The following is a 22,181-nucleotide window of genomic DNA, read 5'->3' as shown; positions in this document are numbered from 1 at the left end:
AGGCTGCCAATGCCCAGGCTGACCAACCGCGCTCAATTGGCCAAAGGATTGCGGTCAATGCATGGCTCTGGCGGGAATTTTATTCTGACGTTTTCCAGCGACCGGCTGCCTCGTCGTCGGCCTCCTTGGCCTCGACCCAACCACCCTCGGAGCCGTCGGCGCGATGCTCCTTCTTCCAGAACGGCGCGCGCGATTTCAAATAGTCCATGAGAAAGTTCGCCGCTTCGAATGCCGCCTGGCGATGCGCCGAGGCGGCCACCACCAGCACGATGTTCTCGCCCGGTCGAATCTTGCCATGGCGGTGGATGGCGGTGAGGCCTTGCAGCGGCCAGCGCTGAACCGCCTCGGCGGCGATGCGAGCGATCTCGGCCTCGGCCATGCCGGGATAATGCTCGAGTTCGAGTGCCGAGAGGCTGCCTGCATCGTCGCGGCAGAGGCCCGAGAAAGAAACCACGGCGCCGATATCGGCGCGGCCTTGCGTCAGTCTGGCAATCTCGGCGGCGACGTCGAAATCTTGCGCCTGGATGCGCACGACAGGTACGGCCGCGCCGGTCATTTTCAGCCCCCGGTCATCGGCGGGAACAGTGCGATCTCGCGCGCGCCCGATATCTTCTCGCGGTGGTCGACATGTTCCTGGTTGATGGCGACGCGGATCACATCGGGATATTGCAGCGCTTGCTCGTAGCCCTCGCCGCGCGATTTCAACCAGCGCAAGAGGTCGGCGACCGTCTCGATGCCATCAGGCAATTCAACGTCTTCCTCAGATGCGCCGATCCGTTCGCGCACCCAGGCGAAATAGATGAGCCGGGTCGTCATCTCACTCATCCATGATGTGCTTGAGGCCGGCGCGGAAATAGTCGTAGCCGGTGTAGAGCGTAACGAGCGCAGCGATCCACAGCAGCACCAGCCCGGTCTGCGTGGTCAGCGGGAAAATCTTGTCACCGGCCGGACCGGCCAGCAGGAAGGCGATGGCGACCATCTGGATCGCGGTCTTCCACTTGGCAAGCTGCGTCACCGGCACCGAGACCTTGAGCGCCGCCAGATATTCGCGCAGGCCCGAGACGAGGATTTCGCGGCACAGGATGATGATCGCGGCCCACAGCGACCAGCCGGCGATGCCTGCATGGCGATCGGTGTCGGCCGCCAGAAGCAAGAGGCAGGTGGCGACCAGCAATTTGTCGGCGATCGGGTCAAGCATCTTGCCGATGTTGGAGGTCTGCTGCCAGGCGCGCGCCAGATAGCCATCCAGGTAATCCGTAACCGAAGCGAGCAAGAAGATGATCAGCGCCGACCAGCGGGCGAAGTCGCTCGATTTCAGGTGCCCCTCCAGAAAAAAGCACAGCACGACCAGCGGCACCGCGATGATGCGGGCGTAGGTCAGCATGTTGGGCAGGTTGAACGCGCGCTTGGCCATGTCTTGGGGACTCTTTCTGCCTGCGTACTCAAATCAGATGCGAATGTGGGGGGTCAACAGGCCAAAATCGATTGGCCAGCCGAAAATGGCGATAAACCTCCTTAAAGTGTGATGCATGTCGTTGTCCCAAAACCGCTGCGCACTTCTGGGCGACATGCATTCTTCCCTTTTGTGCATGTCGTTGTCCCAAAACCGCTGCGCACTTCTGGGCGACATGCATTCTTCCCTTTCGTGCATGTCGTTATCCCAAAACCGCTGCGCACTTTTGGGCGACATGCATCAGCTCTCGTGGAAGTGATTGTAGACCAGTTTGGCAACCTGTTCGGAAATGCCGTCGACTTTCCTCAGATCCTCGATGGCGGCACGGCTGACCGCCTTGGCGGTGCCGAAATGCAGAAGCAGGGCGCGCTTGCGGCCGGGCCCGATGCCACTGATCTCGTCGAGCGGGCTCTTGACCATTTCTTTCTTTCGGCGGGCCCGGTGCGAACCGACGGCGAAGCGGTGGACCTCGTCGCGCAGGCGCTGGACGAAATACAGCACCGGATCGCGAACCGGCAGTGAAAACGAGTCCCTGCCCCTGACGAAGAAGCGCTCGCGGCCGGCATCGCGGTCCTGGCCCTTGGCGATCCCGATCGCCACGACGCGGTCCTCGATGCCGAGATCCGAAAGGATCTTGCGCACCGCCGTCATCTGGCCCTGGCCGCCGTCGATCAGGATGACATCTGGCCAGGCCGGGAAACTGCCGGAGACGTCCTCCTCGATATCATCGGTTGCACCGGCTGCCACAGCGTCGTCGGGCGCAACATCGCCATGTTCCTTGAGCAGCCGCGAAAAACGCCGCTCCATCACCTCGCGCATCATGCCGAAATCGTCACCCGGCGTGATCTCTGTCGAACGAATGTTGAACTTGCGGTACTGGTTCTTGACGAAGCCTTCCGGCCCGGCGACGACCATGGCACCGACGGCGTTGGTGCCCATGATGTGCGAATTGTCGTAGACCTCGATGCGCACCGGCGGCTTGGGCAGGCCGAAGGTCTCGGCGAAGCCGGCAAGCAGCCTCGCTTGCGTAGAGGTTTCGGCCAGCCGGCGGCCGAGCGCCTCGCGTGCATTCTGCAAGGCGTTGTCGGTCAAATCCTTCTTCTCGCCGCGCTGCGGAACCAGGATCGCGACCTTGCGGCCGGCTCGTGTCGACAGCGCCTCGGCCAGCAGTTCCTGGTCCTCGACGCCATGCGACAGGAGGATCGCCCGTGGCGTCGGCTTGTCGTCATAGAACTGCGCCAGGAACGAGCCCAGCACCTCGGCAGCTTCCAGCGCCGGATCGGCCTTTGGGAAATAGGCACGGTTGCCCCAGTTCTGGCCGGTGCGGAAGAAAAACACCTGGATACAGACCTGGCCGCCTTCCTGATGGATGGCGAAGACATCGGCCTCGTCGACGGTCGCCGGATTGATGCCCTGATGGCTCTGCACATGCGACAGGGCCGCGAGCCGGTCGCGATAGATGGCGGCGCGCTCGAAATCGAGATCCTCCGAAGCCTGCTGCATGGCGGCGGAAATTTCCGTCTTCACCTTCTGGCTGCGGCCGGAGAGGAAATCCTTCGCCTCATCGACAAGTTCGGCATAATCCTCCTGCGATATCTCGCCGGTGCACGGGCCGGCGCAGCGCTTGATCTGGTAGAGCAGGCACGGCCGCGTGCGGTTCTCGTAGAACGAGTTGGTGCAACTCCTGAGCAGAAAGGCGCGCTGCAACGAATTGATGGTTCGTCCGACGGCGCCGGCCGAAGCAAAGGGGCCGAAATAATCGCCTTTGCGCGACCGCGCGCCGCGATGCTTGTAGATGCCCGGCGAGACATGGTCGCCGGTCAGAAGGATATAGGGAAACGACTTGTCGTCGCGCATCAGGACATTGAATCGCGGCCGCAAGCGCTTGATAAGATTGGCTTCAAGCAGCAGCGCTTCAATCTCGGTGCGGGTGACGACGAACTCCATCGTCGACGTCTCGCGCACCATGCGGCCGATGCGATTGGTGTGGAAGCGGCCCTGCGCGTAGTTGGTCACGCGCTTCTTCAGGCTGCGCGCCTTGCCGACATAGAGCACGTCACCAGCGGCGTTCATCATGCGGTAGACGCCGGGCGCGTTGGGCAGGCGCTTGACCAGCGTCTGGATCACCTCGGCACCGACCATGCCTTCGGCGTCGCCGGCATGCGGCGTCCAGTCGATTGCCGTGAACGCTACGTCGGGACCAGCGGGTTCAACGATCTCCTCCACCGCCTCGTCCTCGAGGTCGATATCGGGGGGCAGATCGTCGGCGCCGCCGCGCGGCTTGTTCTTGTGGTCTACAGGACTCATTCCACCATGCCTGTCACATCGGGCGTCCGCCATGCAAGGTGTTGACCGCCATCGAGCGCGATCATCTGGCCGGTGACGGAGCGGGCTTCCCAGAGATAGCGGATGGTGGCACCGAATTCCGACAATTGCGGGCCGCGCTTGAGGATCAAGCCCTCGACCTGCGCGTCAAAATCGCTGTCGTCCTGGCGAGCGTTCTTCAGGGTCGGGCCCGGACCGATGCCGTTGACGCGGATGCGCGGACCGAGCGCTTGCGCCATCATCTGCGTGGCCATCCACAGCGTCGACTTCGACAGCGCATAGGAGAAATAGCGTGGCGTCGGGCGCCAGACCCGCTGGTCGATGATGTTGACGATCAGCCCCTCCTGTCCCTCCGGCAACGCCCGTGCGAAGTTCTGTGCCAGCAGCGCCGGCGCCTTCACATGCACGGCAAAGTGCCGGTCCCAGGCCCGCCAGTCGAAATCCAGAACCGAATCGTCCTCGAACAGCGACCCATTGTTGACCAGCAGCGAGATCGGTCCGAGCGCCGCTTCCGCCTGGCCGACGAGACCGCCGACAGCATCCATATCGGTCAGGTCGGCGCCGATAACCGCAGCGCGACCGCCGGCCTGGTTGATCCGGGCGGCCAATGCATCTCCCTCGGCGCGTGAGCGATTGCAGTGGATGGCAACGGCAAATCCGTGGGCGGCGAGATCCTCGACGATCGCCCTGCCGATCCGCTTTGCCCCGCCAGTCACCAGCGCCGTGGCAGTGGCTTTACTCATATGCTGTCGATCCTCAATTTGGGCCGGGAAAACGGCGCTGGCGAAATATGGCCCGGCATGCGTTAAACGGCGTTCGCACCTTGGGCAGCATTGTGGCGAAACCGCCGATTTGACGTCCCGACTCGTGTTGGACTTGGAGCCGCCCGAGCGCAATATAGGGCGCTGGACTCCTTGCACCAAGCGGTGTGCAGCGCAGCATGAAGTGACTCCTGCCATTTCGCTGTTGCGAAGATGCAACGTCACGGTTCCGCCTCATTCGCGCCGGGGAATGACCCAAGTTCAGGTTCGCTTCAGCCGCATTTTGACACGACATTTGGAACCGACGAACGCCAGATCCGTTTCACCCCCCGGACGGGTTGATGGCGATCGTGAGAAACAAGCCTGTGTCCTGTGGCTTAAGGAGTAAAGAACAATGCAAGCCAATCTTAAATTCGCACGGCCGCTGGCCGTTGCGCTGGGCCTCTTCGCCCTCGGTGGAACCGCCTATGCCGCGGACGTCGTTTCCGAAGAGCCGCCGGCACCCGCGCCGGTTGCCGAACTGCCTGTGGCGTCCTGGGCCGGCCCCTATGCCGGTATCAACCTCGGCTATGGCTTTAGCGGCCGTACCAAGGAACGGGATTTCGGCGATTCGACCAGCACCAAGGGTTTTGTCGGCAGTGTCTTCGGCGGCTATCAGTGGCAGCAGGAGAACTTCGTCTACGGCGGTGAAGCCGAACTCGGCTACAACGGCGTCAAGGGTGACGACAATGGCATCCACTCCAAAGGCGGCTTCGAAGGCTCGCTGCGTGCCCGTCTCGGCTACGCCGTGACCCCGGAAATCCTGCTCTACGGCACCGGCGGTCTCGCCGGCAGAAGCCTGAAAGTGGAGGACTCCGTCCTTCCCGCCAGCGACACCGCTACGATGATCGGCTGGACCGCCGGTGTCGGCACCGACATCAAGCTGACCGACAATGTGTTCGGCCGCGTCGAGTATCGCTACACCGACTTCGGCAGCAAGAACTTCGGCGGTGGCATTGGCAGCGTCAAGGCAACCGACAACCGCGTCACCTTCGGCGTCGGTATGAAGTTCTAAGTCGTTCAAGCCACGACACGAAAAAGCCGGGCCTCGCGCCCGGCTTTTTTTGTGTCCGACCACCCAGGCGGCGATCGGTCACCCGGGAACGCAGTCTTTCAGCTCGGGAAACTTCTCGTCGAAGCGCGCTGCCCACCGCGTCAGTCGGGCGCGACCCTTCTCCCATTTGCCGGCAAAGCGCAGTGAGAGATAGCCAAGGCAGGCGCGCAATGCCATCTGGCCGGCGGTAATCTTCTTCGGCAGCTTCGGCGGGTTGGCGTTGAGCAGGTCGAGTGCCGCCGTGATCTTCGCCCATTGGCGGTCGAGCCACGGCTGATAGACCATCTCCTCAGGTCGCGTGCGCCGCTCATAGACCATCGACAGCGCGCAGTCACAGATGCCGTCGGCCAGCGCCTCCAGCACTTCCGCCTCCAGCCGCTTGTCGGGGTTGCGCGGAAACAGCGCGTTCTTCGAAATCCGGTTGAGGTGCTGGATGATGGCGCGGCTGTCATGGATCGAGCGGCCGTCATCCAGCACCAGCACCGGGATCTTGCCGAGCGGATTGGCCTCGATCAGCACTGCCGGTTTATCGTCGGTCTTGACCGGCACCGCCTCGATGGCGATGCCGGTCAAGACCGCGGCCATGCGTACCTTGGAACTGTAGGGTGAAGAAGAGGCGTAGAGAAGTCTGGGCATGGTTGGATTCCTGTTTGCCGACCGGCACTGTCGACCGGGAACGGCAGCCCCCGCAATGGCCAGGCGACAGAAAACCAGCTGCCAGAAACCCGTGCCGGTTTTCTGCCGTGACCATCGTGACCTGGCTAGATGCGCGATCCACGCGGAGCGAGAGAAGAACCGGAGCAGAGCGGAGCATCCGATCTGCTTCTCAATCTCTCGCGGCCCCGGCCTCGCGGCGGGGCATTCGTTTCACGACCAGGCGCGAAGAAACCTAAGCCGTGCGAGCAAGCGAGGCAGCCTGTCCGGCGCCTCGCTTTGCTGCCCTGACTCCCTTCCCCCACGTCCCGTGCATGGCCCGAAAACCGGTCCCGGTTTCCAGAATGATCATGCGCCGCTCGCAAGTGCTGGAGCGTTCTCTGCGCGCCCAGCAGGACACGCACCGCTCCAACAAGACCTGGTCTACTTCTTGGCCGGCGCCTTCGCCTTTGCCGGTGCTGCCTTGGCCTTGGGCGCCGCGGCTTTTTTCACGGCGGGCTTGGTTGCCGCCGCTGCCGCTTTCTTGGCCGGCGCTGCCTTGGCGGCAGGCTTTGCCGCCGCTTTCGCGGGCGCTGCCTTCTTGGCCGCGGGTTTCGCCGCTGCCTTGGCCGCGGGCTTCTTGGCCGGCGCGGCCTTGGCCGCCGGCTTCGCCGCTGCCTTCGCGGGCGCCGCCTTCTTCACCGCCGGTTTTGCCGCGGCTTTGGCTGCAGGCTTCTTGGCCGGTGCGGCCTTAGCCGCCGGCTTCGCCGCTGCCTTCGCAGGCGCTGCTTTTTTCACTGCCACCGCGACCTTCGCCGTCGCTGCTTTCACGGGTGCTTTTGCCGGTGTCTTGGATGCCGGCGCCTTAGACGACTGCTTCGCCATATCATGCCCCTTGCGTTACGCCGACGGCCGTGAATGACCTCGGCGGGCAATGCATATCTGACTCGCGGCTCTCTAGCCAGCGAAGCAATACACTGATTTTTGCAGATTAAGTTTTGGTTACGAAGGGCACACGATCATGCTGACCGTCGCAAAGATGCGTTGCTGATCTTTGATTATTGCCGGCAGTCCGCCACCGACATTCTCCGCACCCTGTCAGACCGATCTCTCCGCGAAGCTCCGAAGATCAGCGAGCACCTTGCGCCTTGATCTTCGACCGTGAGGATCACGACCTGCTGCCTTATCGACATGATCGTCTTGTGCAAATGGACGATCTACACAGATCACGAGAGCAATGCGATGGCCGGTCGCGCCACCACCTTGTCAAGCGAGATCCCGTCATCCACTCGTGAATGGATTGACAGATAACTCTACAGGACAGAGTATTCTGAACAAAATACGGAAGTGCTTCGATGTCGATCGCACAAGAGCAAGCGTTGTCGCTGCCCGAAATCGCCGAGGCGAGGCTCCATGGATGCGGCCTCGTCGGTGACGGTCTCCGGCCCCGCCGCGCCGGAGCCAAATGATGGGCGCCGACGAAATCATCCACCAGAGCACGCGGCTCAGGATCATGGCCGCCCTGAACACGCTGGAAAGGCGAGAGGCGCTGGAGTTCACCCGGCTGAAGGCCATCGTGAACGTCACCGACGGCAATCTCGGCGCACATATCGACACGCTTGCAAGGGTTGGCTATGTCGACGTCGAAAAGCTGTTCGTCGGGCGCCGGCCGCAGACGCGCGTCAAGGCGACGACGGCCGGACGGCGCGCGTTCCGCGGTCACGTTGCCTTTCTGCGCAAGCTTCTCGATCAGGCCGAGGCCGCGCCGCGCGGAAAATAGCGGCGACCAGCGATGCCTCTCAGCGCGTGACAACCACGGCAACGCCAGCGCCGATCATCACACCGCCCGCCGCACGGTTGACCTGGCATACTATCCTGGGCGTTCGGAGCAGACTGGCGAAACAGATCGCATCCTCTGTCAACACGGCACAAAAAAGCGCCCGAGGCCTATCGAGCCGCGGGCGCGCAAACGGATCGGGAACGGAAAAACGCGATCAGCGCAGGACGCGGCAACGGCCGTTGTAGACCATCCAGCGGTCGAAGCCCGAAACGCAGAACTCGACATTGTCGCCGATCGAGGCAAAGCCCTGCCCTTCCTCGATCAGGTACCAGATGGTGCGGTCGCGGCCGTCGGAGAGGCTGACGGTGGCGCCGCAGTAGCGGCGGCCGATCGGCCAGGTCTCGTTGGCCGGCAGATAGCGGTGTTGGTGGATGCGGTGGAAATCGGTGATCTGCACATTCGGCAGATGCGGCACGTGATGCACCTGGTAAGAGAAGCGGCTGGTGATCTTGTTGAGCACCCAGGTCTGGCCGCAGATGCCGCCATCATCATCGGAATAGACGCCAAGGTCGGCCGCCTGCACGGACTGGGTGACGCCGAGAGGCGCGGCAAGCGGGGTGCAGAGCGAAATCAGGGCAGCAAGGGCGGATTTGGCGAAGCGAGTCATGGCAGCCTCTCAAGGTCGGTTGTGCGCACTGTGCGGATTCGCTTGGCGGCGGTCAAGCGGTTGCATCGACGATGGTTTCCCAGCCGGAAACGGCTTTTGTCCAAGCCAGGCCTTGCGTGGAACCGAATGGCTCCCGCACGTTGGTAGCTGGCCCCACGAGAGCGCAAGCCCTGGGCCCTAAAGAGCCCGCCTTCCCGCCGCTTCCGGAACGCGGGCTTTTTCGCGCCCGCCGGCGTTTCATTGCCTCGCTTCGATGATGGCCGCCGCGCCCCTACTCGCCGGCCAGCCAGTCGAGAGACCAATGCGCCGGCTTTTCCACGGCAAGCAATTTGTGCAGCGCCGGCAGCACGGTTCGCAGCTCGCCTTCCAGCGTAAATGGCGGGTTGACCACCACCATGCCGCTGCCGTCGAGGCTTGGTTCAGTCGAAGACGGCCTGATCTCGAATTCTATGTCGAGCAGCTTGGGGATGCCGGACTGCTTCAGCGCCTTTCTGAAGCCGATGATCGCCCTGCGGTCCTTGATCGGATACCACAGCGCATAAATGCCGCCGGGCCACCGCTTGTGCGCCCTTTCGAGCCCGTCGACGAGGCGGTCGAATTCGCCCGGTTCCTCGAATGGCGGATCGATGAACACCAGGCCGCGCTTTTCCTTCGGCGGCAGATGCGCCCCGAGCGCCAGCCAGCCGTCGAGTTCCATCACCCTTGTCTGGAAATCGCCGCCGAATTCCGCCTTCAGCCTCGCGGCATCCTTGGGATGCAGCTCGATCGCCGACAGCCGGTCCTGCTTGCGCATGAGATGCCGCGCGATCAGCGGCGAGCCCGGATATCTCTTCACGCCGCCATCAGGGTTGAGCGACCGAACCGCCTCGAGATAGGGCGCAAGCAGCGCCGCCGCCGACGCGTCGAACGAAGCGTCGACCAGCCGGCCGATGCCGCCTTGCCACTCTCCGGTCTTCTGCGCTTCGACCGACGACAGATCGTAGCGGCCGATGCCGGCATGAGTGTCGATGACGCGAAACGCCTTGTCCTTCTGCTTCAGATACTCGAGCAACCGCGTCAGCACGACATGCTTGACGACGTCAGCAAAGTTTCCGGCGTGGTAGGCGTGGCGATAATTCAAGCGGAACCCCTGACCCAGCGTGGTGGCGGCGGCTGCGAGTTCGGGTTCTCCGGCCGGCCGCCGCGGCCACCAAAGCGCATGGCCAGCACCAGCCCGATCAGACCGACGGCCATCAGCGAAAAGCCGACCGGCCGCGCGCGACCGTCGATCTCGCCGACACCGGAGCGCAGGATGAGGTCGACCGCCCGCATCGGGATGTCTTCGGCGTCGCCCGGGCCGACGGTGAAAGTGTAGGGACCAGGACTGACGGCCGGTATCAGGCCGGCCTCATCGCGAAAAATCTTGTCGGGCAGTTGCGGGCTGGCCTGGCGCGGATTGTCGGAATGGTTGAACTGCAGCGTCGAGGCGAGCACCGTTCGGCCATTGGTTGCGGCGGTCAGCGTCAGCACCGTGCGCTGCTGCGAAACGATGCGCTCGGCCCTGGCGGTCAGGTCGACCAACACCCGCACCGGCGCGTCGCGGCCGGAGAGCGGCACCGTCAGCGGCTTGAACCGGCCTTGCTCATAGACCCGCCAGGCGCCGATCTCATGACCGGAGAAATTGGTCATCGCCCAGGGATAGATGACACCGATGCCAGCGCCGGCGAGCAGGATCAGGACAAACAGCAAGCGCATTCAGAAAGTCACCTTGTAATCGCACCCTGCCGGACAACCAGCTTGCATCGATCCGTGGCGCGGTTTCATTTCGTCCCGCAACGCGCAGACTCCATCTTGTCCAGCAGTATGTCGAGACCGCCCGAATGTCTTGTCGAATCCCTTGACGTCAAGAAGCGCCGCTGCCGTCTGCCTACGCCTTGCGCTCCCAGCGGCGATCCGGCGTCTGCTGCCAGTAAGTCACCGCATGGCCAGCGTCCTTCATCGTCTTCCAGTGCCCGCGGGCCGCCTCGACCTGGGCGGCGTCGTGGCCGTCGAACAGGAACACGGCGCGCTCATAGCCGCCAAGCTCGGGCGGCATGGCGCCGTCGACCAGGAAGCGGATCCTTGCCTCGTTCGGGTTGCCGTCGCCGGTGGTCAGCAGGATCGGCTGTTCGCCGGGATAAGCCTCACGATCCGTCGCATGAGCGAGGAACGAATCGTCGCGAAAGGTCCACAGATGCTGGTCGAGCGCGTCGCGGCGCTCCTCGGTGCCGGTCTGCACCACGACACGCCAACCACGGTCGATGCTGCGCTCCAGCAGGCCGGGCAGAGCATCTTCCAGCGTTGATTCGGTCAGATGGTAGAAGAGGACGTCGGCCATCGCTTCAGTCTATACCGGTTGACCCCCGCTCATTGTTCATAATTGTCACGCACCAGCCGGTCGAGCAGCCTGACGCCGAAACCCGAGCCCCAGGACTGGTTGATCTCGTTCGACGGCGACCCCATCGCCGTGCCGGCAATGTCGAGATGCGCCCATGGCGTATCCTTGACGAAGCGCTGCAGGAATTGCGCCGCGATGATGGCGCCGCCATAGCGACCGCCAATGTTCTTCATGTCGGCGTTCTTGGAATCGATCAGCTTGTCATATTCGGTGCCGAGCGGCATGCGCCACAGCCGCTCCTGCGTTGCCTGACCCGCCGCCGTCAGCTTTTCCGCCAGGTCGTCATTGTTGGAAAACAGGCCGGCATAGTGCTGGCCGAGCGCCACCATGATGGCGCCGGTCAGCGTCGCCAGGTTGACCATGAATTTCGGCTGGAAACGGTCGCTGCAGTACCACAGCGCATCGGCCAGAACGAGGCGGCCTTCCGCGTCGGTGTTGAGCACCTCGATGGTCTGGCCCGACATCGACGTGACGATATCGCCGGGGCGCTGGGCATGGCCGTCGACCGCGTTTTCGACCAGTCCGATGATGCCGACGATATTGGCCTTCGCCTTGCGGGCAGCCAACGCATGCATCAGGCCGATGACGGCTGCCGCGCCGCCCATGTCGCCCTTCATGTCTTCCATGCCCGAGGCCGGCTTCATCGAGTTGCCACCGGTGTCGAATGTGACGCCCTTGCCAACGAAAGCGACCGGGCTGTCCTTCGGCTTGCCGCCGTTCCACTGCATGATCGCCATGCGGGCGCCGCGCGGCGAGCCTTGCGCAACGCCAAGCAGCGAGCCCATGCCGAGCTTCTTCATCTCCTTCTCGGCGAGGATTTCGACCTTGACGCCGAGCGCCTCGAGTTCCTTGGCGCGGGCGGCGAACTCAACCGGCCCCAGCACGTTTGCCGGTTCGTTGACGAGGTCGCGCGCCAGAAGCACGCCGTCGATCACTGCCTCCGCATCGGTGAAGGCCTTTTTCGCAGCGGCCGGATCGGCGGTTTGGATGGTTATCTTGACCGGCTTCTTCGCCTCCGCCTTGCCCTCGTCCTTGTCCTTCCTCGTCTTGTACTTGTCGAAGGCATAGCTGCGCAGAAGAATGCCGGCGGCAAGGCTTGCCGCATCCTTGCCGCTCGGCGAGGCGCCAACCAGATCGAGCACCACGGCCACATCGGCCGACTTGCGCAGCGACGCGGCGATGGTGCCACCGAGCTTCAGCCAGGCATAGTCGTCGAGCCCCGACACCTTGCCGGCGCCGATGGCGACAAGCCTGTCGAGCGAGGTTGCTTCGGGCGCCAGCACTTCCACCACGCCGGCGAACTTGCCCGTGAACTCCGCCACCGGAAAGGCCCGCTCCAGCGTCTTGCCGGGATCGCAAGCGTTGGCGGCGTCGCTCAGGCCGCCTTCATCCGCCGACAGCACGAAGACGCTGCCCTTCCTGGGTGCGGAAAATCTGGCGAAGGCGATCGTCGGTCTTTGATTCATCATGTCCTGCTTTCGGGGAATGCGTGGCTTGCCGGGAAGGCTTGGCTTGAGGGAAGCGGTTTGAAGCGATGCGCGACATTTGGTCGTTTTCCGGCATTTGGCAAGACTTTGCCAAGTTCGCACCCCATATGACCAACGGAATCGATGGCGATTCGTCGCGGCACGGCCCCGCATCTTGCCGCAACTTGTTGTTAACCATCGATGTTCTCCCTTTCTTATCCATTCCCACCGACACTCCGGCCGACCGGGTGCGCGATCTGGGACAGCAACCGGATCGACCATCTGATGGAGCCAGTTGTGCAGGCGCCGCCGGACAGCTACCCTTGTGCGGTGGCATGATGCCGTTCGAAAAAATCGAGAAAAGCCTTCATGAAGGTCATTGAACGCTACATCATGCGCCGCGCTTTCGTCGTCTTCATGGCAGCGCTTGTGTGGACGCTGGCCATTGTGTGGACGACGCAGGTGCTGGCAAAGATCGACCTGGTCACCGACAGCGGCCAGTCGGCGCTGACCTTCTTCGAGGTCGCCGCGCTCATCCTTCCGTCAATCATCCCGATCGTCGTGCCTTTCGCGCTGGTGGTGGCGGTCGCGCAGACACTCAGTGCCATGAATTCGGATTCGGAGCTCGCCGTCGTCAACGCTTCAGGCGCCTCGCGCTGGACGATCGTGCGGCCGATCATGCTGCTGGCACTGGCGGCCAGCGTCTTTTCCTTTGCCGTCGACAACGGCATCGACCCTTATGCACGGCAGAAGAACCGCGCTTTGGTGGCGTCATCACGCGCGGATCTGCTGTCGCTGATCATCCAGGAAGGCACCTTCCGCAAGATCGAGGACGGACTGTTCCTGCAGATCGGCGAACGGCTTCCCGACAATCGCCTGGGCGGCATCTTCGTCGCGGATTCACGTGAGGAAGGGGTCAACCTCGTCTACTACGCCAAGACCGGCAGCATCGTCGAGCGCGGCGGCGAAAAGGTGTTGATGATGAATGACGGCGTCATCCACCGCAAAACACTGACCGGCGACCTTTCGGTCATCCGGTTCACCTCCTATGCCTTCGACATGTCGGCCTTCATGGCGGCGGCTTCGGAGGTGACGCTCCTGCCAAAGGACCAGACGACCCAGTACCTGCTCAACCCGAGCGCCAACGACAAGAATTTCCAGCAACGCCCCAACGAGTACCGAGCCGAGATCAACCAGCGGTTTTCGGAATGGACCTATTCCATGGTCTTCGCGCTCATCGCGCTCGCGGTCGCCGGAGACGCCCGCTCGCATCGCGAGGCGCGCGTCAACCCGCTGATCACAGCCATCGCGATATCGCTGTTCGTGCGCTGGCTGGGCTTCTTTGCCGCCAGCAAGGCCGATGAAATCCCGCAATACGCCTATATGGTCTATGGCGTGCCCATCGTGGCGTCCGCGGTGGCGATCTGGTTCATCGTCTCCAACCGGACCATGGAACTGCCGGTGGCCTGGGCGGACTGGATGACAAACTTCGCCACCCGCTTCGGTGATGGCTGGAATGCCATCAAACTGCGTTTGTTCACGCGTGGCACTTCAGGGCAAGGGGTCAGCTGATGGGCTGGACACTGGGCCGCTATTTCTTCTTCCGCTATGTGACGATCACCATCTGGTTCTTCATCGGCCTGCTGGCGCTGGTGTTCCTGATCGATTTCACCGAGCTTTCCGGCCGCACGACTGGCCTGCCCGGCTTCACCTATGGGACCGCCGTGGCCATCTCAGCACTCCGGATGCCGATGATCATGCTGCAGACGGTGCCGTTCGTCGGTCTCTTCTCGGCGATGGCGACGCTGGTGTCGCTCAACCGACGGTATGAGCTGGTCATCGCGCGTTCCGCCGGCGTTTCCGCCTGGCAATTCCTGTTGCCATGCTGCATCGGAGCGTTGCTGTTCGGCGTGCTGTCGGTTGGCATCATCAATCCGCTCGCCGCGCACGCCTTCTCGTGGTCCGAGCAGATCGAGACCCAGCTGCGCTCCGGCAAATCGAACACGGTTTCGGCCGATGCCGCACCGTGGATTCGGCAGAAAACCGGTTCCGGGGACACCATCATCGGCGCGCGGGCCATCCTCAACCAGGGACTGGAGATGGCCGATGCCGTATTTTTCATTCTCGACCCGCAAGGCGACATCGTCGAGCGCAAGGACGCGGCGCGCGCCTTCCTGCGCGACGGCTATTGGGAACTGCAGGACGTCAAGACCTTCAAGAACGGCACCATCCAGCCATCGGCAAGCGATCGCGTGGCGACCAACCTGAAGCCTGAATTCGTGCAGGAACGGCTGGCGCGCCCCGAAACCATTCCGTTCTATGACCTGCCGGGAAAGATCGAGGTTGCCCGCTCCTTCGGCCTCAAGGCAAATGCCTTTGCCATGCAGTTTGATTCGCTGGTGGCGTTGCCGTTCCTTCTCGTCGCCATGACGCTGATTGCGGCAACAGTTTCAATGCGATTTGCTAGGATGGGGCAGTCAGCGACGATGATTCTGGGTGGCATCATCGCCGGGTTTCTGCTTTATGTCGTTTCGGTGCTGGTGAAGGCATTCGGCGTGGCGGGGTTTGTGCCGACTGTCGTAGCCGCCTGGGTGCCGGTCGTCGTGGCTATGTTCTTCGGGGTGACTTTCCTGCTATACAAGGAAGACGGCTAGTGAGGGAGGCGTTTTTGCCCAGCAACAGGCAGGACGGTTTGGCGCGCCTTTATGCGGCGAGCGCCTTGGCGTGCCTGCTTGCCTGCGGTGTCCCGCTGCCGGCGCTTGCGCAGGACGTTGGCGACATGGCGACCAAGGTTCCGTCCGGCTCGCAGATGCTGCTGGCGGCCGACACGCTGGTCTACAACAACGACAACCAGACCGTGACCGCCGTCGGTGGCGTGCAGATCGACTATGGCGGCAATCGCCTTGTCGCCCAGAGGGTCGAATACAACCGCAACACCAAGCGGATGGTCGCGAGCGGCAATGTCGAAGTCGTCAACAGCGACGGCACCAAGATCAATTCCGAGCACATCGACATCACCGATGATTTTGCCGACGGCTTCGTCAACGCGTTGCGTGTCGAAACCATCGACAAGGCCTATTTCGCCGCCGAAAGCGCCGAGCGCATGGGCGGCGTGCTGACGACGTTCCACAATGGCGTCTACACCGCCTGCGAACCGTGCGAGGACAAGCCAGACAAAGCGCCGACCTGGCGTGTCAAGGCCAGGAAGATCATCTGGAACGGCGAGAAGAAGACGGTTCGCTTCGAGAACGCGAATTTCGAATTCTTCGGCTTCCCGCTCGCCTACCTGCCTGCGTTCGAGATTGCCGACCCGACGGTGAAGCGCAAGAGCGGCTTCCTGATCCCCAGCATCGTCTACAAAAGCGACCTCGGCGTCGGCGTCAAGATTCCCTATTATCTCGCGCTCGCGCCGACATACGACCTGACCGTGACGGGCAGTGGCTACACCAAGCAGGGCTTCCTCGGCGAGGCCGAATGGCGCCAGCGTTTCAACAATGGCGAGTACAGTCTGAAGATCGCCGGGATTCAGCAGCGGGATCCCGATGCCTTCATCGACAGCGCCGGCCACAACGTCGATTCGGGCGCGGCGGGCGATCCGAACAAATTCCGCGGCATGATGGGCACCCAGGGCCAGTTCGCGATCAATTCGCGCTGGAATTTCGGCTGGGACGTGCTGCTGCAGACCGACAAGAACTTCTCGAACACCTACAACATCGACAAGTACAATGCCGCCGTCCACCAATCGTCGGTCTACCTGACAGGGCTCAACGGCCGCAACTATTTCGACGTGCGCGCAATGCACTTCGAGGTGCAAGAGGCTACGCTCAACAACAATCCCGCCGCGCGAAGCGGCCAGCAGCCCTGGGTGCTGCCATCGCTCGACTATGCCTATATCCCGGACGTCTCGGTGGCCGGCGGCCAGCTGTCGCTCAATGTCAACGCGCGGGTCATCCGCCGCGACGATCTCGATCAGGCCTATTTCACGCCTTACGTGCCCGCTTCGGGCACGCAGCGTGTCCGCGGCATTGAAGGCGAATCCGGACGTCTCACCGCCGAGGCCGAATGGAAGCGGACATTCGTCACCGACGGCGGGCTGATGCTGACGCCGTTGCTGGCGCTGCAGGGCGACGTCGACTACCTCAACGCTTCATCTGGTTCGCTCGCCGCCATCAACCAGATGGCGACGAATCTGGGTGAGCAGGACGATATGCGCTCGTCGTTTGCACGTTACATGGCGACAGCCGGCCTTGAGATGCGTTGGCCACTGCTGTTTTCCATGGCCAGCGGGTCCAGCCATGTTATCGAGCCGATGGCGCAGGTCTTTGTGCGCCCGAGCGAGCAATATGTCGGCGGTCTTGCCGTGCCGAACGAAGACGCCCAGAGCATGGTCTTCGATGCGACCACCTTGTTCGAACGCGACAAGTTCTCCGGGTACGACCGTGTCGAAGGCGGTTCGCGCGCCAATGTCGGCCTGCGCTATTCCGGCTCCTACATCAATGGCTGGGGCACCAACGCCATTTTCGGCCAGTCCTATCAGCTTGGCGGCGAGAACTCCTTCGCGGCGCCCGATCTGGTCAATGTCGGCGCCTATTCGGGCCTCCAAACCACCAAGTCCGACTATGTCGGCCTGATTGGCTTCAACAGCCCCAACGGGTTCGCGGCCTCGGTCAGCGGCCGGTTCGACGAACAGACTTTCGAGATTCGACGCGCCGAGGTGAAGGCCGCCTATTCCGGCCTGCCGGTGTCGCTGAGCGCCAAATACGCCTTCATCCAGGCCCAGCCCCTGTATGGATTCACAACCGACCGTCATGAAGTCACGCTCGGCGCATCCACGCACCTTGCCGAGAACTGGCGCGTCTTCGGGACCGGAACCTATGATCTGCAGGAAAGCCTGCTGGTCAAGGACGGCGTCGGCTTCGCGTACAACGATTCCTGCTTCACCTATCTGATGACGTACTCGCAGTCGCGCGACCTGAACACCAGGGAGGTGACGCAGAGCATCGGCTTCAACCTGTCTTTCCGCACCCTTGGCGACTTCGGCTCGTCGACCAGTGCCATCGATACGATCCAGTAATCGGCGACATCGTTTCGCCGCATAGGGCTGGCACGGAATTCGCGCACCCGGAAAAAGATAAAATTGGGCGGGACCGGGATAAAATTGGGATACCGACGATGAGGAAGTACCTCTTTTCAGCAGGGTTCGCGCTGCTTGTGGCGGCGACATCCGTGTCGATTACCGTGATGACGCCGCCGGCTTTCGCCAGCGAGATCAAGTATGTCGTCAACGACATTCCGGTCACCACCGGCGACATCGCACACCGCGCCGCCTTCTTGAAGCTGCAGCGCAAGAAGGGCGACGCCGCCCAGGAAATGATCGACCAGACGCTGCGTATGGCCGAGGCCCGGCGGCTTGGCATCCGGATCAGCGACGCGCAGGTCGAGGCTGCCTACCAGCGCTTTGCCTCGAGCAACAAGATGCAGCTCAGCCAGCTGGACGGCGTCATGGAGAAATCCGGCGTCAGCAAAGACCACTTCAAGGAATTTATTCGCGCCCAGATGGCTTGGAACCAGGCCCTGAGCGCACGTTACCGGTCCGGCGATGGCACCGGTGCTGTCAGCGAACAGGACATTGTCAAGAAGATGCTCGAAAAAGGCGGCTCCAAGCCGAGCGCCACCGAGTACATGCTGCAGCAAGTCATCTTCGTCGTGCCGGCCGCTGAACGCAGCGCGACGCTGGCCAAGCGCAAGCGCGAGGCCGACGCCATGCGTGCCCGCTTCAACGGCTGCAACACGACGCGCGAATTCGCCAAGGGCCTGATCGACGTCACCGTTCGCGATCTGGGCCGGGTGCTGGCGCCGCAATTGCCGCCGGACTGGGCCGAGCAAATCAAGGCAACCAAGGTCGGCGGTGCCACCGTCACGCGCGAGACCGAACGCGGCGTCGAGTTCATCGGCATCTGCTCGTCGCGCGAAGTATCCGACGACAAGGTCGCCCAGATGGTGTTCCAGAGCGAGGGCTCCAGCGGCGACAAGAACGCCGACGAGCTCAGCAAGAAATATGTCGACGAGCTGAAGGCGAAAGCCCGCATCGTCAAGCGCTGACGTGGGCAGCGCGGTGATTGCGCTCGCGTTGAGCGTCGGCGATCCGTCCGGTATCGGGCCGGAGATCGCGATCGCCGCCTTTCTGGCGCGCGGCGCCGCCGGCTTGCCTCCCTTCTATCTGCTTGCCGATCCGGCGCTGATCGCCTCCCGGGCGCGCCACCTCGGCGTTTCGCTACCGTTTGTAGAAACGACGCCGGGGCAAGCAACGCAAGTCTTTGCCCAGGCGCTGCCGATCGTTCCGCTGGCCGCCCGCAGCATTGACAGCCCTGGCCAGCCGGACCCGGCCAATGCGGCGGGAACCATCGAGGCCATCGACCGCGCCGTCGCCGATTGCCTTGCCGGCGATGCGGCGGCCGTCGTCACATGCCCCATCGCCAAGAAGCCGCTCTACGATGCCGGCTTCCGCTTTCCCGGCCACACCGAATATCTGGCGCACCTAGCCGCGCGACACACCGGCGTCGAGGCGATGCCGGTGATGATGCTGGCGGGCCCCGATCTGCGCACCGTTCCCGTCACCATCCACATCGCGCTGGCCGAGGTGCCGAAGGCGCTGACCACCGAATTGATCGTCGCGACCGCGCGCATCACCGCCGCCGACCTTGCCAGCCGCTTCGGCATCGCCAGACCACGGCTTGCCATCGCCGGCCTCAATCCGCATGCCGGCGAAGGCGGCGCCATGGGCCTTGAGGACGAGCGCATTGTCCGCCCCGCGGTCGACATCCTGCGTGCCGAAGGCATCGACGCTTTCGGCCCCCTGCCGGCCGACACATTGTTCCACGCCCGGGCACGAGCAGGATACGACGTGGCGCTGTGCATGTATCATGACCAGGCGCTGATCCCAGCCAAGGCGCTGGCCTTCGACGAGGCCGTCAACGTCACGCTCGGCCTGCCCTTCATACGCACTTCGCCCGACCATGGCACCGCCTTCGACATAGCCGGCAAGGGCGTGGCGCGGCCCGACAGCCTGATGGCGGCTCTGCGCCTTGCCCGCCAACTGGCCGACACCAACACAAGGCGGTTGCCGCTTGAGACCGCGGGCATGAGCATGGACGGGCTGCCGCCGCTGCGCGAGGTGATCGAGCGCCATGGGTTGCAGGCAAAGAAGGCGCTCGGCCAGAATTTCCTGTTCGACCTCAACCTCACCGGCAAGATCGCACGCACCGCCGGCGACTTGTCCGATGCGACCGTGATCGAGGTCGGTCCCGGCCCCGGCGGACTGACCCGCGCATTGCTCTCCAACGGCGCGCGCCGCGTCATCGCCATCGAACGTGACGAGCGCTGCCTGGCTGCCCTTGCCGAAGTGTCGGATCATTATCCCGGCCGGCTGGAGGTTGTTTCCGGCGATGCGCTGAAGACGGATTTCTCGGCACTTGCCAAAGGAGCGGCTGGAGACGGCGGCCCGGTAAAGATCATCGCCAACCTGCCCTACAATATCGGCACGGAGCTGTTGGTACGGTGGCTCACCGTCACGGACTGGCCGCCGTTCTATGCCTCGATGACATTGATGTTCCAGCGCGAAGTGGCCCAACGCATCGTCGCCATGCCCGGCAGCGATGCCTATGGCAGGCTTGGCGTGCTGGCCGGCTGGCGCACGCAGGCCAGGATCGCCTTTGACGTGCCGCCGCAGGCGTTCACGCCGCCGCCCAAGGTCACCTCTTCAGTGGTGCATCTGGAGCCGCGCGCGAGCCCCCTGCCTACCGATGTGAAAAAACTCGGCCGCGTCACCGAAGCTGCCTTCGGCCAGCGCCGCAAGATGCTGCGGCAGAGTGTGAAAAGCCTCGGCGGCGAAGCCCTGCTCGAACGCGCGGGCATCGATCCGACACGCCGCGCCGAAACGCTCAGCGTCGAGGAGTTCGTGCGGCTGACCAATGCGGTATAGCTCTGTTCTCCCGATTACAGGGAGAAGGAGCCGATCAGTCCGTCTTCTCGTCCAACAGCCCCGAGACAAAATCAAACAGACCCGGCCGCCGGTCACGCCTCAGCCGCTCGGCGACAACGATGCCGCGCACTTCGGCGAAGGCGCGGTCGAGATCGTCATTGACGATGACGAAATCATATTCCTTCCAGTGCTCGATCTCGTTGCGGGCATTCTTCAGCCGCGTCTCGATCACCGCTTCCTGGTCCTCGGCGCGGCGCTTCAGTCGCGCCTTCAATTCCTTCATCGACGGCGGCAGGATGAAGATCGAGACGATGTCGGCGCGCATCTTCTCCTTGAGCTGCTGTGCGCCCTGCCAGTCGATATCGAACAGCATGTCGCGCCCTTGAGCCAACGCCAGTTCGGCCGGCTCGCGCGGTGTCGCGTAGCAATTGCCGTGCACCTCCGCCCATTCGAGCAGGGCGTCGGAATCGCGCAACCGCTCGAACTCGCGCATCGTTCGGAAATGGTAGTGAACACCCTCGATCTCGCTGCCGCGGCGCGGTCTGGTGGTGACCGAGACCGACAGCTCCAGGCTGGAATCACTTTCCAGGAGGTTGCGCGCAATCGTCGACTTGCCGGCGCCTGATGGCGACGACAGAACGAGCATCAAGCCCCGGCGGCGAATGCGGGACCCCAAATCCTTGGCAACCATCGGCTACTCCAGATTCTGGACTTGTTCACGGAACTGGTCGACCACGGCCTTCAACTCCAACCCGATCGCGGTGACGGCCGCGGCGTTCGACTTCGAGCACAGCGTATTCGATTCGCGGTTAAATTCCTGTGCCAGAAAATCGAGCTTGCGGCCGACGGCGCCGCCGCCGCCAAGCAGTGCCCGGCCAGATACGACATGTGTTTTCAGCCGATCGATCTCTTCGCGAATATCGGCCTTGGTGGCCAGGAATGCCGCCTCCATATGCAACCGGCTTGCGTCCAGATTGGCGGAAGCGTCCATCAGAAGCCTGACCTGCTCGGCGATGCGTTCACGGATCGCCGCCGTCTCGCGTGACGGATCCGCCTCGGCCCGCAGCGTCAGCGCCTCGATCGTGTCGATATGGCCCGACAGAAGCGATGCCAGCGCGGCACCCTCGCCCTGTCGTGCCTGCTCCAGCCCTTTGAGTGCCACCTCGAGCGCGGCCATGATCGCGACATCGAGCGCGCCCCGCACCTCTTCGGTTTCGACAGTTTCGGGAATGTCGAGGACCCCGCGCAGCGAAAGCAACCCGTCAGCCGTCGCCGGGGCTGCGCCGAACTGCTCCTGAAGGCGCTTGGCGAGCCCTGCCAGGTCCTTCAGAAAGGCTTCGTTGACGACCGGCTGCGCCTGCGCGCCGGCGGCACGGCCGATGGTCAGCGTCGCCTGGAAATTGCCGCGCGCAAAACGCTTCTGAAGCGTCTGCCTGACGGCTGGTTCCAGCCGTTCGAAACCTTGCGGCAGCCGCAGCCGAACCTCGACGCTCTTGCCGTTGACGGACTTGACCTCCCAGGCGATCGAGGTGCCGTCATGCTCGGCGACGGCACGTGCGAAACCGGTCATGCTCTGCAAAGTCATTTCGCCCACAAATCCCTGGCG

At 63.2% G+C, this 22,181-nt stretch carries 23 protein-coding genes and 1 pseudogene; 10 read left to right on the top strand and 14 right to left on the bottom strand.

Annotated features, from left to right (window positions below; genetic code table 11):
- Positions 1-79: 79 nt before the first annotated feature.
- Genes OOJ09_RS04005 through OOJ09_RS03980 form a run of 6 tightly spaced genes read right to left on the bottom strand, consistent with a single transcriptional unit; the run spans position 80 to position 4,521 of the window.
- Positions 80-556 (bottom strand): molybdenum cofactor biosynthesis protein MoaE, encoded by a 477-nt coding sequence (locus OOJ09_RS04005; protein ID WP_269903929.1) that lies wholly within the window; start codon positions 554-556, stop codon positions 80-82.
- Positions 557-558: 2 nt separating this feature from the next.
- Positions 559-816 (bottom strand): molybdopterin converting factor subunit 1, encoded by a 258-nt coding sequence (gene moaD, locus OOJ09_RS04000; protein ID WP_269903928.1) that lies wholly within the window; start codon positions 814-816, stop codon positions 559-561.
- Position 817: 1 nt separating this feature from the next.
- A complete protein-coding gene (gene pgsA, locus OOJ09_RS03995; RefSeq protein WP_269903927.1) occupies positions 818-1,414 on the bottom strand; it encodes a CDP-diacylglycerol--glycerol-3-phosphate 3-phosphatidyltransferase in 597 nt (198 codons plus the stop codon).
- Between the two features lie 33 nt (positions 1,415-1,447).
- Positions 1,448-1,690, bottom strand: a complete 243-nt coding sequence (locus tag OOJ09_RS03990; protein WP_269903926.1) for a hypothetical protein — start codon at positions 1,688-1,690, stop codon at positions 1,448-1,450.
- Positions 1,691-1,693: 3 nt separating this feature from the next.
- Positions 1,694-3,760, bottom strand: a complete 2,067-nt coding sequence (uvrC, locus tag OOJ09_RS03985; RefSeq protein WP_269903925.1) for an excinuclease ABC subunit UvrC — start codon at positions 3,758-3,760, stop codon at positions 1,694-1,696.
- A complete protein-coding gene (locus tag OOJ09_RS03980; protein ID WP_269903924.1) occupies positions 3,757-4,521 on the bottom strand; it encodes an SDR family oxidoreductase in 765 nt (254 codons plus the stop codon). The genes uvrC and OOJ09_RS03980 overlap by 4 nt, the downstream gene beginning before the upstream one ends.
- Positions 4,522-4,933: 412 nt before the next feature.
- On the opposite strand from OOJ09_RS03980, the gene OOJ09_RS03975 reads away from it, so the two are divergent.
- Complete coding sequence (locus OOJ09_RS03975; RefSeq protein WP_269903923.1) at positions 4,934-5,593, top strand: outer membrane protein; 660 nt, start codon at positions 4,934-4,936, stop codon at positions 5,591-5,593.
- A 78-nt stretch (positions 5,594-5,671) separates the two neighbouring features.
- On the opposite strand, the gene OOJ09_RS03970 is transcribed toward OOJ09_RS03975, so the two are convergent.
- Complete coding sequence (locus OOJ09_RS03970; protein WP_269903922.1) at positions 5,672-6,268, bottom strand: glutathione S-transferase family protein; 597 nt, start codon at positions 6,266-6,268, stop codon at positions 5,672-5,674.
- Positions 6,269-6,716: 448 nt separating this feature from the next.
- On the opposite strand from OOJ09_RS03970, the gene OOJ09_RS03965 reads away from it, so the two are divergent.
- Positions 6,717-7,187: a hypothetical protein gene (locus OOJ09_RS03965; RefSeq protein WP_269903921.1), complete on the top strand. Its 471-nt coding sequence runs from the start codon at positions 6,717-6,719 to the stop codon at positions 7,185-7,187.
- Between the two features lie 546 nt (positions 7,188-7,733).
- Positions 7,734-8,045: a transcriptional regulator gene (locus OOJ09_RS03960; RefSeq protein ID WP_269903920.1), complete on the top strand. Its 312-nt coding sequence runs from the start codon at positions 7,734-7,736 to the stop codon at positions 8,043-8,045.
- A gap of 214 nt (positions 8,046-8,259) precedes the next feature.
- On the opposite strand, the gene OOJ09_RS03955 is transcribed toward OOJ09_RS03960, so the two are convergent.
- The 5 genes from OOJ09_RS03955 to OOJ09_RS03935 form a co-directional block, all read right to left on the bottom strand.
- Entirely contained in the window at positions 8,260-8,712 is a 453-nt protein-coding gene (locus OOJ09_RS03955) for a hypothetical protein (RefSeq protein WP_269903919.1), read from the bottom strand.
- Between the two features lie 271 nt (positions 8,713-8,983).
- Positions 8,984-9,832, bottom strand: a complete 849-nt coding sequence (locus OOJ09_RS03950; protein ID WP_269903918.1) for a 23S rRNA (adenine(2030)-N(6))-methyltransferase RlmJ — start codon at positions 9,830-9,832, stop codon at positions 8,984-8,986.
- A complete protein-coding gene (locus OOJ09_RS03945; RefSeq protein ID WP_269903917.1) occupies positions 9,829-10,446 on the bottom strand; it encodes a hypothetical protein in 618 nt (205 codons plus the stop codon). Before OOJ09_RS03945 ends, OOJ09_RS03950 begins: the two co-directional genes overlap by 4 nt.
- Positions 10,447-10,618: 172 nt before the next feature.
- Positions 10,619-11,068: a DNA polymerase III subunit chi gene (locus OOJ09_RS03940; RefSeq protein ID WP_269903916.1), complete on the bottom strand. Its 450-nt coding sequence runs from the start codon at positions 11,066-11,068 to the stop codon at positions 10,619-10,621.
- 29 nt (positions 11,069-11,097) lie between these two features.
- The gene (locus OOJ09_RS03935) at positions 11,098-12,594 is read right to left on the bottom strand and encodes a leucyl aminopeptidase (RefSeq protein WP_269904064.1); all 1,497 of its coding nucleotides are present in this window, start codon (positions 12,592-12,594) and stop codon (positions 11,098-11,100) included.
- Positions 12,595-12,662: 68 nt separating this feature from the next.
- Here OOJ09_RS03935 and OOJ09_RS03930 point away from each other — a divergent pair, with 68 nt between their 5' ends.
- From OOJ09_RS03930 to rsmA, 7 genes and pseudogenes are all read left to right on the top strand, one after another.
- Complete coding sequence (locus OOJ09_RS03930) at positions 12,663-12,977, top strand: hypothetical protein (RefSeq protein WP_269903915.1); 315 nt, start codon at positions 12,663-12,665, stop codon at positions 12,975-12,977.
- Positions 12,964-14,166 carry an LPS export ABC transporter permease LptF gene (lptF, locus tag OOJ09_RS03925; protein WP_269903914.1) on the top strand — a complete coding sequence of 401 codons (1,203 nt, stop codon included), beginning with the start codon at positions 12,964-12,966 and terminating at the stop codon, positions 14,164-14,166. The genes OOJ09_RS03930 and lptF overlap by 14 nt, the downstream gene beginning before the upstream one ends.
- Positions 14,163-15,248, top strand: a complete 1,086-nt coding sequence (gene lptG, locus OOJ09_RS03920; RefSeq protein WP_269904063.1) for an LPS export ABC transporter permease LptG — start codon at positions 14,163-14,165, stop codon at positions 15,246-15,248. Before lptF ends, lptG begins: the two co-directional genes overlap by 4 nt.
- Positions 15,248-17,668, top strand: coding sequence for an LPS-assembly protein LptD (locus tag OOJ09_RS03915; RefSeq protein ID WP_269903913.1), 2,421 nt, complete (start codon positions 15,248-15,250; stop codon positions 17,666-17,668). Before lptG ends, OOJ09_RS03915 begins: the two co-directional genes overlap by 1 nt.
- A 98-nt stretch (positions 17,669-17,766) precedes the next feature.
- Positions 17,767-18,696, top strand: coding sequence for a peptidylprolyl isomerase (locus OOJ09_RS03910; RefSeq protein WP_269903912.1), 930 nt, complete (start codon positions 17,767-17,769; stop codon positions 18,694-18,696).
- A gap of 1 nt (position 18,697) precedes the next feature.
- Positions 18,698-19,711: pseudogene (gene pdxA / locus OOJ09_RS03905) on the top strand (4-hydroxythreonine-4-phosphate dehydrogenase PdxA); the annotation flags it as partial.
- Between the two features lie 24 nt (positions 19,712-19,735).
- Positions 19,736-20,575, top strand: coding sequence for a 16S rRNA (adenine(1518)-N(6)/adenine(1519)-N(6))-dimethyltransferase RsmA (rsmA, locus tag OOJ09_RS03900; protein WP_269904062.1), 840 nt, complete (start codon positions 19,736-19,738; stop codon positions 20,573-20,575).
- A gap of 34 nt (positions 20,576-20,609) precedes the next feature.
- On the opposite strand, the gene gmk is transcribed toward rsmA, so the two are convergent.
- A complete protein-coding gene (gmk, locus tag OOJ09_RS03895) occupies positions 20,610-21,266 on the bottom strand; it encodes a guanylate kinase (protein WP_256749645.1) in 657 nt (218 codons plus the stop codon).
- Positions 21,267-21,269: 3 nt separating this feature from the next.
- A complete protein-coding gene (locus OOJ09_RS03890) occupies positions 21,270-22,160 on the bottom strand; it encodes a YicC/YloC family endoribonuclease (protein WP_269903911.1) in 891 nt (296 codons plus the stop codon).
- Positions 22,161-22,181 lie beyond the last annotated feature (21 nt).

It is taken from the genome of Mesorhizobium qingshengii (assembly GCF_027563465.1).
Classification (GTDB): Bacteria; Pseudomonadota; Alphaproteobacteria; order Rhizobiales; family Rhizobiaceae; genus Mesorhizobium; species Mesorhizobium qingshengii_A.
Note: the sequence above shows the minus strand (reverse complement) of the source record. Positions and strands in the feature narration are given on the sequence as shown.